We start from the raw sequence: 12,306 nt of genomic DNA, 5'->3' as shown, positions 1-12,306 counted from the left end.
AGCGCTCTAATGCGCCATGTGCCGAGGTGCAGGTCGAAACGGACCCGCTGACGAGATTCCGACGCTGGGCGGCATGGTGCAGGAGGCAGTCTGTCGTCACGGCGTTGGGTAAAACTTGGGCGTGTCGCAAGTATTCGCTAACGGAGAATTGCGGATACGGATAGACTGCAGTCCGACCGCCCGCCACCGCAGAGTGCGCGGGCAGTCCGCTGTCTACGGTTGCCCCGGTCTCGGACCGGGGCATGTTTCGCGCCCGAACGCCGGGCCGGAGGGGTCTTCCATGCACAAGCTCGCATCTCGGTTCGTCGCGGTCCTCGTCGCGATGGTCCTCGCGCTCGGATTGGGCGTCGCGTCGGCGGCGGCGACGTCGACCGGGGGGTCCGGTGGTGCGCTCAGCAACCGTCTCAGCCAGTCGTTCACGGCGAACGGCATCACCTCGAGCTACCACATCTTCGCCGCCGGGCTCGACTGGTCGCGTCCCGTCGGCCTGCTGCTGTACACGGACGGCTCCGGCGGCTACGGCCTCGACAACCCGAACGCGACGTACCTGCTCGACGCCGACGGCTCGGCGGGGCTGGTAGCGGTCGCGAAGAAGCACAACATGCTGCTGCTGACGCCGATCGCGCCGTCACCGGACTGCGACGGCACTGACAACTGCTGGTACAACACGACCGGCACTCCCGCGGCTCCCGCGAAGGCCGACTGGGCCAGGGCGCTCGTCGATCACGTCTACGGGCAGTACCAGATCGACAAGACGCGCGTCGCGATCGGCGGCTACAGCTCGGGCGCGCAGTTCACGTCGCGGTGGTTCGCGCCTCGTCACGGCGCTGCGGTGCAGGAGGACGGCGTGCTCGTCCCGATCGCCTACGGCGGCGCCCCTGCGGTCTCCAACACGTTCACGCCCGCGTACAAGGCCAACGTCGTCGGCCACTGGAACACGGGCACCGCGGACGCGGCGTACTCGACTGCCTCGCACGGGGCGATGGGCGGGCACGAGTGGTACCGCTCGAACGGCTTCACCACGACGTCGGAGTGGCCGGCGGGCGTCGGCCACGGCCGTTCTGGGGAGTTCGCCGGCATCATGGACCGGCAGATCGCCGCGCACGTCGCGCCCGCAACTGCCAAGGCAACGTCCACGCCGGCTCCGGCGCCCGGTTGCGAGACGGTCTACTCGGGTGGCGGATGGATCGGCTACTGCACCGACGCGGATCCGGTCACGCCGGTCGAGACGGTGCAGCGCATCGCCGGCGCCGACCGCTACCAGACGTCGGCGATGCTGTCGCAGGTGTCGTTCGAGCCGGGAGTGCCGGTCGTGTACATCGCGAACGGTGTGACGATGGTGGATGCCCTCGGAGCCGGTGCCGCCGCGCAGGGTGCTGGGCCGGTGCTGCCCGTTCCTGCCACGGGTACGCTTCCCGCCTCCATCGCGGCCGAGCTGGCTCGCCTCGACCCCGCGTCGATCGTGATCGTCGGCGCTCCCGCCTCGGTGTCGGAGTCGATGGCCGCGCAGGTCAGGGACGCCGCAGCCCGCTAGCGGGTTGCCGCGCGCCTTGCCAGCCCGGCGCTTGGGCGTGCGCCTGCGCCGGGCGGCGCACTCAGGACTCTTCGGTATGTGCCCCATACACTCGGCAGAGTGACTGATACCGCTCCCGCACTCCAGGTCTGGCCCGGCGAGGCCTACCCGCTCGGCGCCACGTTCGATGGCACCGGCACGAACTTCGCCCTCTTCACCGAGTCCGCCGAGCGCGTCGAGCTCTGCCTCTTCGACGATGACGACGTCGAGACGAGGGTCGAGCTCACCGAGGTCGACGGCTACGTCTGGCACGCCTACCTGCCCAACGTGCAGCCGGGCCAGCGCTACGGCTACCGCGTGCACGGACCGTACGAGCCCGAGCAGGGCCTGCGGCACAACCCGAACAAGCTGCTGCTCGACCCCTACGCGAAGGCGACGAGCGGTGACATCGCTTGGGGCCAGCCGCTCCACAGCTACAACTTCGGCGACCCGCTCAGCCGCAACGACGACGACTCCGCGCCGCACATGGTCAAGGGCGTCGTCATCAACCCGTTCTTCGACTGGACCGGCGACCGCTACCCGCGCACGCCCTACAACGAGTCGATCATCTACGAGGCGCACGTCAAGGGGCTGACGCAGACCCACCCCGACGTGCCCGAGGAGATGCGCGGCACGTACGCGGGTCTCGCGCATCCGTCGATCATCGCCCACCTGCAGAAGATCGGCATCACGGCGATCGAGCTGATGCCGGTGCACCAGTTCGTGCACGACGCGCCGCTGCAGGAGAAGGGCCTCCGCAACTACTGGGGCTACAACACCCTCAGCTTCTTCGCCCCGCACGCCGAGTACGCCGCGTCGGGCGAGGGCGGCCAGCAGGTGCAGGAGTTCAAGGCGATGGTGAAGGCCATGCACGCCGCCGGCATCGAGGTGATCCTCGACGTGGTCTACAACCACACCGCAGAGGGCAACCACATGGGCCCGACGCTCAGCTGGCGCGGCATCGACAACCAGGCCTACTACCGCCTCGTCGAGGACGACCAGCAGTTCTACATGGACTACACGGGCACGGGCAACAGCCTCAACGTCGCCCACCCGCATTCGCTGCAGATGATCATGGACAGCCTCCGCTACTGGGTGACGGAGATGCACGTCGACGGCTTCCGCTTCGACCTCGCCTCGACGCTCGCCCGCGAGTTCTACGACGTCGACCGACTGTCGACCTTCTTCGAGCTCGTGCAGCAGGACCCGGTGATCAGCCAGGTGAAGCTCATCGCCGAGCCGTGGGACATCGGCCCGGGCGGCTACCAGGTGGGCAACTTCCCGCCCCAGTGGACCGAGTGGAACGGCAAGTACCGCGACGAGGTGCGCGACTTCTGGCGCGGCGAGCCGACCGCGCTCGGCGAGTTCGCCAGCCGCCTGGCCGGCTCCGCCGACCTGTACGAGCACTCCGGGCGCCGACCCGTCGCATCCATCAACTTCGTCACCGCCCACGACGGGTTCACGCTCCGCGACCTCGTCAGCTACAACGAGAAGCACAACGAGGCCAACGGTGAGGACGGCAACGACGGCGAGAGCCACAACCGCTCCTACAACTACGGCGTCGAGGGCCCGACCGACGACCCGGAGATCCTGAACACTCGCGCGCGGCAGCAGCGCAACTTCCTCGCGACGCTGCTGCTGAGCCAGGGCGTGCCGATGATCCTGCACGGCGACGAGCTCGGCCGCACGCAGCACGGCAACAACAACACGTACGCCCAGGACTCCGAGATCAGCTGGATCGACTGGTCGAGCATCGACCAGCCGCTCATCGAGTTCACCGCCGCGGTGACGAGGCTCCGGCACGACCACCCGACCTTCCGGCGCAAGCGCTTCTTCACCGGCAAGACTGTGCGCACCGGCAACGGCGAGCGGCTGAACGACATCGTCTGGCTCGGCAGCGACGGCTCGCCCATGGAGGACGGCGACTGGGATGCGGCCGCCGGCGAGAAGTCGCTCGGCATGTACCTCAACGGCCACGGCATCGCCGGCCGTGGCGCGCGGGGCGAGCAGATCATCGACAACCACTTCCTCATCTACTGCAACGCCTCCGAGGAGGAGCGCGAGCTGACCCTGCCGCCCGCCGAGTACGCGGAGGCGTGGGACGTGCTGATCGACACCGGCGCGCACGAGCTGCACGAGGGCCGCATCGAGGCGGGCGAGGTCGCGCGCATCGCGCCGCGCGCGCTCGTCGTGCTGCGCGAGCACATCGCTCCGGTCGACCAGGACTTCTCGGTCGCCGCATCGATCGCCGCCACCACGGGCGCGCACACGGGCCCGGTGTCGACGATCGAGACGCGGCCCGCGAAGGGACGACCGCTCAACGCCACCGGCCCCGCCGCCGACCAGCAGGACTGACCGAAGGAGCCCCGTGCACGCGCCCCAGAGCACCTACCGACTCCAGATCAGCGAGGCCTTCACGCTGTTCGACGCCGCCGCGAGGCTCGAGGCGCTCGCCGACCTCGGCGTCGACTGGGTCTACCTCTCGCCCATCCTCGAGGCCGAGCACGGCTCGAACCACGGCTACGACGTCGTCTCGCACGAGCGCATCGACCCGACGCGCGGCGGCGAGGCGGGGCTGGATGCGCTCGCGGCCGAGGCGCGCAGGCTCGGCATGGGCGTGCTCGTCGACATCGTGCCGAACCACATGGGCGTCGCGGTGCCCGAGCACAACGGCTGGTGGTGGCAGCTGCTGCGCGAGGGGCGCGAGAGCCCGATCGCGGATGCGTTCGACATCGACTGGGAGGCGGGCGGCGGCAAGCTGCTGCTGCCGATCGTCGGCGACGACGACTGGTCGGAGGACGGCACCGTCGGGCACCTCGAGCTCGAGCCCGCTGCTGACGACTCCGGTGCCGACGGCGCTGCGGCGCTGCGCTACTGGGACACGCGGCTGCCCGTCGCCCCCGGCACCGGCGAGGGCACCGCGCAGGAGGTGCTCGAGCGCCAGCACTACCGGCTCGGCCACTGGAAGCAGGGCAACGACCAGCTGAACTACCGGCGCTTCTTCGCCGTGACGACGCTCGCCGCCGTCCGCGTCGAGCTGCCCGAGGTCTTCGAGTCGACCCACGCGGAGATCGCTCGCTGGTTCGACGAGCGCCTCGTGCAGGGCCTGCGCGTCGACCACCCGGACGGACTGCGCGACCCCGCCGGCTACCTCGACGACCTCGATCGGCTCACGGGCGGCGCCTTCGTGCTCGTCGAGAAGATCCTCGAGCCCGGCGAGGAGCTGCCGCGCTGGGCGACCGCCGGCACGACCGGCTACGACACCCTCGGCGCCATCGACCGGGTGCTGACCGACGCATCCGCCGCCGATGCGCTCGACGCGCTCGACGCGCGCCTGCGCGGCGGCGAGCGGGTCGACTGGGCCGAGCTCACGCACGGCACCAAGCGCGGCATCGCCGACGGCATCCTGCGCGCCGAGGTGCTGCGGCTCGAGCGCGAGGTTCGGGCGTCGGATGCCTGGGGCGCGCAGGGCGCGCCGGTGGACGCGGTCGACGCGATCGCCGAGCTGCTCGCGTGCTTCCCCGTCTACCGCTCCTACCTGCCCGACGGGCTCGAGCACCTCGGCACCGCCGCGGAGCGGGCGAAGGCGCACCGCCCCGACCTGACCGAGACGATCGACGCGCTGCTGCCCGTGCTCGGCAACGCGCGCCAGGACGCGGCGCTCCGCTTCCAGCAGACGAGCGGCATGGTGATGGCGAAGGGCGTCGAGGACACCGCGTTCTACCGCTACTCGCGGCTCACGAGCCTCAACGAGGTGGGCGGCGACCCCGAGCACTTCTCGCTCGCGGTGCCCGACTTCCACCAGTGGATGGCGCACCGGCACGCCGAGTGGCCGCACGCGATGAACGCGCTCTCGACGCACGACACGAAGCGCGGCGAGGACGTGCGCGCTCGCATCACCACGATCGCCGAGGTGCCGGAGCGCTGGGAGGCGCTGCTCGACAAGCTGCTCGTCTTCGCGCCCACGCGCGGTCGCGAGTTCGTGAACCTGCTGCTGCAGGCGGTCGTCGGCGCCTGGCCGGCGAGCGAGGAGCGGCTGCTCGCCTACATGGAGAAGGCGGCGCGCGAGGCCGACGCCATCACGCACTGGACCGCCCCGGACACGCGCTTCGAGGGTCACCTCGCCGAGCTCGTGCGGCAGGTCGTGGCCGACCCTGCCCGCCATGACGTCGAGGCGTTCCTGGCCGAGACCGAGGAGGGCTTCCGCTCCAACGTGCTGGCCGCGAAGCTGCTCAACCTCACCATCCCCGGCTTCCCCGACGTCTACCAGGGCTCCGAGGCGCTCGAGCAGTCGCTCGTCGACCCCGACAACCGCCGGCCGGTCGACTGGGCGCGGATGGATGCGCTGCGATCGGCCGCCGTCGCGCCGCTGGCGGGCGGCTGGGACCTCGAGGTCGCGAAGACCAGGCTCGTGCGCGAGGCGCTGCGCCTCCGCCGCGCCCACCCGGAGCGCTTCGAGGGCTACACGCCGCTGCTCGCGAGCGGATCGGCGGCCGAGCACGTCGTCGCGTTCGACCGCGGGGGAGCGGTCGCGGTCGCGACCCGGCTGCCGATCGGGCTCGCCGCACGCGGCGCCTGGGGCGACACCAGCATCCAGTTGCCCGAGGGTCACTGGCGCGACCTGCTGACCTCGAAGGAGCTGCGCGGCGGCACGACCTCGCTCGCCAACCTCCTCAGCACGGCGCCGGTCGCGCTGCTGACGCGCGCGGACTGACGTCGCATGCTCGCAGGGACAGCGGCTACGGTGCGGTCGTGACCACGACCAGCCGGAGCACCCACCGCGCGTCTGCGCCATGGACGGCGATCGTCGGCCTGGCCCTGCTCTGGGCAGCGCTGCTGGGCGTCGGCTACTTCGCCGCGCTCCTGACGCTGTGGGAGCTCGCCACCCTCGACGGGTCGGGCGCCGCCGGACCGACGCTCGCCACGGGCTTCGTCTCGCTCCTCCCGCTCGTCCTCATGCTGGTCGTGCTCGTGTTCGCGAGCCTCCGGCGCGGCTGGGCGCGGTGGGGCGCTGTCGCCTTCGGCCTCGCCGCGGGCGCGCTCGGCCTGGTCGTGCTGTTCGCCACCGGATCGCCGGCGCTTGAGACGCTCGCGCTCGCCGGAGCGGCGGTCGCCGGCGCGGTGCTGCTCGCACTGCCGACGTCGGGCCGCTGGTACGTCGGTCGTCCTCCGCGGCCCGAGTGACGCGCACACCTGGCGCGCAGGCGCCGGATGCCACGATGGGGGACATGAGCGAGCTGCACGAGTACCGGGTGTGGGCACCGAACGCGACACGGATGCGCGTGGTCGCGGGCGACGAGACCGTCGAGATGTCGCAGGGCGAGGGCGGCTGGTGGCACGCGCTCGCCGGCGCCGGCGACTACGGCTTCCAGATCGGCGACGACGACGCCATCCGGCCCGATCCGCGCAGCCTGCAGCAGCCGGAGGGCGTGCACGAGCGCTCCCGCACGTGGGACGCATCCGCCCACGACTGGCAGGACGGCGACTGGACCGGCCGCCCCTTCGCCGGCGGCGTCATCTACGAGCTGCACCTCGGCACGTTCACGCCCGAGGGCACGCTCGACGCCGCGGCCGCGCGGCTCGACCACCTGCGCGAGATCGGCGTCACGCACGTCGAGCTGCTGCCGGTGAACGGCTTCAACGGCACGCACAACTGGGGCTACGACGGCGTCGCCTGGTTCGCGGTGCACGAGGGCTACGGCGGCCCGGCCGCCTACCAGCGCTTCGTCGACGCCGCCCACGCGGCGGGCCTCGCTGTCGTGCAGGACGTCGTCTACAACCACCTCGGCCCCTCCGGCAACTACCTGCCGCTGTACGGCCCCTACCTCTCGAGCGAGGGGCGCTCCACCTGGGGCGAGCACGTCAACCTCGCCGAGCGCGAGGTGCGTCGCTACATCCTCGACAACGTGCGCTACTGGTTCGAGACGATGCACGTCGACGCGCTTCGGCTCGACGCGGTGCACGCGCTCGTCGACGAGAGCGACCTCCACATCCTCGAGGAGATGGCGATCGAGACGGCGGCGCTCCGCGCGCACCTCGGGCGGCCGCTCGAGCTGATCGCCGAGAGCGACCTCAACGACCCCAAGCTCATCACGCCCCGCGAGGGCGGCGGCTACGGGCTCGACGGGCAGTGGTCTGACGACTTCCACCACGGCGTGCACGTCGCGCTCACGCGCGAGACCGACGGCTACTACGCCGACTTCGAGCCCATCTCGGCGCTCGCGAAGGCGATCGAGCGCGGCTTCTTCCACGACGGCACGTACTCCTCGTTCCGGGGCCGCGACCACGGGCATCCGATCGACACGGAGCGCTCGTTGTCGTGGCGGCTCGTCGTGAGCGCGCAGAACCACGACCAGATCGGCAACCGCGCGACCGGCGACCGCATCACCGACGTGCTCGACGAGTCGCAGCTGCTGTGCGCGGCGCTGCTGCTCTACGGCGGCCCGTTCACCCCCATGCTCTTCCAGGGCGAGGAGTGGGCGGCGTCGACGCCCTTCCAGTTCTTCACCTCGCACCCCGAGCCGGAGCTCGGCAAGGCGACCGCCGAGGGGCGGCTCGCCGAGTTCGAGGCGATGGGCTGGGACGAGTCGGTCGTGCCCGACCCGCAGGACCCCGCGACGTTCGAGCGCTCGAAGCTCGACTGGAGCGAGCTCGACGGCGAGCGGCACGCGCGCGTGCTCGACGGCTACCGGCAGCTCGCGGTGCTGCGCACCGAGCTCGAGGCGCTCACCGACCCGCACTACGCGCGCAACGCGGTGGAGGCCGACGAGCAGACGCGCGTCCTGCGGCTCACCCGTCGCGCCGGCATGCCCGATGCGGTCGAGATCGTGCTGAACCTCGGCACCGAGCCGCAGACCGTGCCGGTGACGCGCACGGACCTGCGCTTCGCGACGCATCCCGACGTCGCGCACGCCGACCACCTCACCCTCCCGCCCGGCAGCGGCGCCCTCCTCGTTTGATCCTCGACGTCGCCGGTGGTAGCTGGACGCGCTATGGGCGCTGAGCTGCCACTGGCGACGTTGAGAAGGTGAGTAGCGTTGGGGGCGTGACGCAGACCGTCGGCGAGCTCGACTTCCCCCTTCACGGCTTCCTCGAGACCCGGCGCGGGCCGATCGTCGAGGTCGCGCTCTCGAACTCGCCGGCCGGGCTCGCGCGCACCTACGTGCTCGTGCCCGAGGGTGCGGGCGAACTGCCGCCCGGCATCTACTCGACGCTCGTCAAGCAGGTCCTCGACCTCGACGAGACCGGTGGCTGGATGGTCGAGATCGACCTCGAGCCGGAGTCGAGGGGCGCCGAGGCGCGCGGTGACACGACGCTCGACGACGAGTGGGCGTCCGACGAGCGCGACCTGGTCATCGCCTCGCACGCGGACTTCTTCCTGCCGCAGGAGGCCCCTGCCGAGCGCGAGGGCGGCCAGCCCGTGAACCCCTACGGGCTGTGGGCGCTCGATGCGCAGGGCAGCGCGTTCCGCGTCGAGGTCGAGCGCGACGAGGAGTCGGGCGGCCTCATCATCGAGGCCGCGACTCGCTTCGGCAAAGCGCTCCATCCGTGGGTCTACGGCGCCGTGCGTGCCGACACCCTCGAGATCGAGGCCGATGCACTCGAGGGCGACGACGCGCTGCTCGACCTGCAGCTGTACGTCACCGACGGCGATGACGACCGCGAGTACGAGCGATGGCTCGTCGGCACGCGCCGTGCGCTCGAGGCGCGCGCGGCGCGACCGCTGCCCGAGTTCGATCCTGGGCAGTGGATGCGCTGGCTCATCCCGGTGGAGGGCGGCGACCCGGTGGCGTTCGGAGGCTTCCTGTTCCCGGAGAAGCGCGAGATCGAGCTGCAGCCGGTGATGCCGCACGAGCCCGAGTGGGCGGCGGGACGCGTGCTGACCATCCCGCGCGAGCGCCCGGACCAGGAGTTCGAGGGCAGCCGCGAGGTGACGGTCTACGCCAAGCCGTTCAAGGAGCTGCGGTCCTCGGTGGCGAAGGTGCGGAAGCGGCCGGCGACGCCGATCGGCCGGTTCGTGCTGCAGCCCGAGGGCTACATGCCGGAAGGCTGGAGCTCGCTGGGCTGAACCGCGCGCGCTTCAGCCCATCGGCTCACTCGAGGGGGCTGCGCGAGCGGTGCAGCGCATTGCCGAGCCCGCCGCGGGCGCCGAGCCGCTCGACGAGCTCGCGCACGGTGTCGACGGAGGAGTGGCGAGGCTCCCAGCCGAGGCCGCGGATGCGGTCGGTCGCCATCACGGGCGTCAGCACGGCCATGTCGACCCACCCCGCGTCGGTCGGCTGGAGCCGCAGCCGGTAGCTGACGGCGACGAGCGCGCGCACGAGCGGCACCGGGATCGGCAGGTACCGGCGCGCGCCGAAGAGCGGTCCTATCGACTGCGGGCTGAGCGGCGGCTCGGCCGCGACGTTGAACGGTCCGCCCGCGCGGTCGCGCACGACGCGCCAGTACGCATCCGCTACGTCGTCGGCGTGCACGCACTGCGCCACCACGCCGGCGGGCCACGGCAGCACCGGCAGGCGCAGCGCCGGCAGCGCCCGAAGCAGCAGCCGCGGCGAGAGCGCGCCGAGGAAGTAGTCACGGATCTCGGGGCCGGCCTCCGACTGGAAGATGAGCCCGGGGCGCAGCCGCGACACGAGCATCTCGGGATGCCGCTCCTCGAGACGATCGAGGATCAGCTCGACGGCGCTCTTCTGCCGCCCGTAGTGCGACAGCGGCGCCCCGTGGCGCGGGAACGACTCGTCGGTGCGCTCGTGCCCGGGCGGCCGCTCGTCCTCGCGGCCGTACGCGCCGATGCTCGACGCATGCACGAGGTGCGGCACGCCCGCCGCGGCCGCGGCCTCGAACACGCGTCGCGAGCCCTCGACGTTCGTGCGCGCCAGCAGCAGGAGGTCGCGGTTGGGGCGGATGATCCAGGCGAGGTGCACCACCGCATCGGCGCCGCGCATCGCCTCCACGAGCGCGGGGCTCGAGTCGGAGGACGACACGTCGATGCGGTGCCACTCGACGCCCTCGTACGGCTCGCCATCCCGCTCGGGACCGCGGCGGGAGACCCCGACGATCGAGTCGACCTCCGGCGCGGCGTGCAGACGCCGCAGCAGGGCGGTGCCGACGTTGCCGGTCGCGCCGATCACGACGATGCGCATGCGGTCCTCCTCGATCGCCGCCGCCATCGGGCGGATGCGCGCCACCGTACCCCGATTGCCTGGTCGGCACCCGCCCGCCCGCCCGCGGGCCGGCGGGCGCGCGGTTCAGGCGGCGGGCGCCGGCTCCGGCTCGGGCTCGACGCACGCGAAGCGGCGGCGGTACGCCGACGGGGCGATGCCGAGCTGGCGCGTGAAGTGGTGCCGCAGCAGCGCGGCCGTGCCGAACCCCGCCTGCTGGGCGACGACATCCAGCCCCAGATCGGTCGCCTCGAGCAGCTGCTGCGCCCGCTGCACCCGCTGCGAGGCGAGCCACGCTGCGGGAGTGGCGCCCAGCTCCTCGCGGAACCGCCGCGCGAAGGTGCGCTCGGACAGCCGCGCGCGGCGGGCGAGCGAGGCGACCGAGTGGTCCTCGTCGATGTGCTCGAGCATCCAGTCGATGAGCGGCGCGAGCGTCTCGGCCCGCTGCTCGGCGACGGGGCCGACGGCGAACTGCGACTGCCCCCCGTCGCGCAGCGGCGGCACCACCATCGAGCGCGCGATGATCCCGGCGACCTGCGCGCCCTGCAGCTCGCGCACGATGTGCAGCGACGCGTCGATCGCGGCCGCCGTGCCGGCGCTCGAGGTGACGGGCCCGTCGTCGACCCAGAGCGCGTCGCGCTCGACGACGAGCTGCGGGAACTGCGCGGCGAGCTGGTCGGCGTGCCGCCAGTGGGTGGCGACCCGTCGCCCGTCAAGCACGCCCGAGCGGGCGGCGATGAACGCCCCCGTGCACATCGTCAGCACGCGCGCGCCGCGCGCGACCGCCCGCTGCAGCACCCGCGCGATGGCGAGCGAGCACTCGCCGTCGATGCTGCACTCGTCGTAGGGCGTCACGATCACCACGTCTGCCTCGTCGGCGAAGCCGAGGCCCTCGTCGACCATCACGGGCAGGCTGAGCCCGCCGGCGAGCCGGATGGGTCCCGGCGTCGGCGTCACGACGCGGAAGTCGTTGCGCGGCACTCCGCGGTCGGTGCGGTCGGTGCCGAACACCTCCGCCGCGACGGCGAGCTCGAACACGCTCACGTCGTCGTCGACGATGCACGCGATCTTCAGCATGGGAGCCTCCAGGTTCCGGATGCCTCGGCCAGGCCCGGGCGGGCCGGCTCCGCCTCCAAGGTGGCTGGCAGGATCTTGCCGAGTGTTGTCCATCCTGCCACTGGTGGCGGGATCTTGGCAAGCGCAGACTTCCTGCCATGAACAGCATCTGGATCCTCGTCATCATCGCCCTCGGGATCGTGGCCGCCGCGAGCACGATCTCGGTCCTGATCGGGCAGCGCGCCCCGCGCGTCGCTCCCGACCCGGAGCGGCTCGCGCTGCTGCGCGACCGCTTCACCGAGCTCCAGGCCCAGCAGCGCATCGAGCACCTCGAGGAGCGGGTCGCGGAGGAGCGCGACGCCCGCTCCGCCGCTCCGCAGCGCCGCTCCGGCCAGGCCCTCGTCAGCACCGAGCGCCTCTGGGCCGGCGGCCTGTGAGCTGCTGCCAGCCGACGCAGTCGCCCGCGCCGACGGCGCGGGCGACCTGTGTGCGGTCGCCGCTCTCCATCCGGATGTCGCGGTGACGGCGGCCCCCCCC

At 72.1% G+C, this 12,306-nt stretch carries 9 protein-coding genes; 7 read left to right on the top strand and 2 right to left on the bottom strand.

Annotated elements, in window-relative coordinates; translation table 11 throughout:
• Positions 1–280 precede the first annotated feature (280 nt).
• The 6 genes from ACLQ21_RS10100 (at position 281) to ACLQ21_RS10075 (ending at position 9,620) form a co-directional block, all read left to right on the top strand.
• Positions 281–1,534, top strand: coding sequence for a cell wall-binding repeat-containing protein (locus ACLQ21_RS10100; protein ID WP_425663317.1), 1,254 nt, complete (start codon positions 281–283; stop codon positions 1,532–1,534).
• Between the two features lie 99 nt (positions 1,535–1,633).
• Positions 1,634–3,907: a glycogen debranching protein GlgX gene (glgX, locus tag ACLQ21_RS10095; RefSeq protein ID WP_425663315.1), complete on the top strand. Its 2,274-nt coding sequence runs from the start codon at positions 1,634–1,636 to the stop codon at positions 3,905–3,907.
• 13 nt (positions 3,908–3,920) lie between these two features.
• Positions 3,921–6,266 carry a malto-oligosyltrehalose synthase gene (treY, locus tag ACLQ21_RS10090; protein ID WP_425663313.1) on the top strand — a complete coding sequence of 782 codons (2,346 nt, stop codon included), beginning with the start codon at positions 3,921–3,923 and terminating at the stop codon, positions 6,264–6,266.
• Between the two features lie 38 nt (positions 6,267–6,304).
• Entirely contained in the window at positions 6,305–6,736 is a 432-nt protein-coding gene (locus ACLQ21_RS10085) for a hypothetical protein (RefSeq protein WP_425663311.1), read from the top strand.
• Between the two features lie 44 nt (positions 6,737–6,780).
• The gene (gene treZ / locus ACLQ21_RS10080) at positions 6,781–8,511 is read left to right on the top strand and encodes a malto-oligosyltrehalose trehalohydrolase (RefSeq protein ID WP_425663310.1); all 1,731 of its coding nucleotides are present in this window, start codon (positions 6,781–6,783) and stop codon (positions 8,509–8,511) included.
• 86 nt (positions 8,512–8,597) lie between these two features.
• Positions 8,598–9,620 (top strand): hypothetical protein, encoded by a 1,023-nt coding sequence (locus tag ACLQ21_RS10075; protein ID WP_425663309.1) that lies wholly within the window; start codon positions 8,598–8,600, stop codon positions 9,618–9,620.
• Positions 9,621–9,645: 25 nt separating this feature from the next.
• Here the strand turns inward: ACLQ21_RS10075 and ACLQ21_RS10070 are convergent, their stop codons facing one another.
• Together ACLQ21_RS10070 and ACLQ21_RS10065 are read right to left on the bottom strand one after the other, a co-directional pair.
• Positions 9,646–10,695: an NAD-dependent epimerase/dehydratase family protein gene (locus ACLQ21_RS10070; protein ID WP_425663307.1), complete on the bottom strand. Its 1,050-nt coding sequence runs from the start codon at positions 10,693–10,695 to the stop codon at positions 9,646–9,648.
• Positions 10,696–10,800: 105 nt separating this feature from the next.
• Positions 10,801–11,790 (bottom strand): GlxA family transcriptional regulator, encoded by a 990-nt coding sequence (locus tag ACLQ21_RS10065; RefSeq protein WP_425663305.1) that lies wholly within the window; start codon positions 11,788–11,790, stop codon positions 10,801–10,803.
• Between the two features lie 137 nt (positions 11,791–11,927).
• Between ACLQ21_RS10065 and ACLQ21_RS10060 the strand changes: the two genes are divergently transcribed.
• A complete protein-coding gene (locus ACLQ21_RS10060) occupies positions 11,928–12,206 on the top strand; it encodes a hypothetical protein (protein WP_425663303.1) in 279 nt (92 codons plus the stop codon).
• Positions 12,207–12,306 lie beyond the last annotated feature (100 nt).

Source organism: Agrococcus sp. DT81.2, assembly GCF_049844935.1.
In the GTDB taxonomy this organism is placed as follows: domain Bacteria; phylum Actinomycetota; class Actinomycetes; order Actinomycetales; family Microbacteriaceae; genus Agrococcus.
The sequence above is the reverse complement of the archived record's forward strand: the minus strand, read 5'-3'. Positions and strand labels throughout refer to the sequence as shown.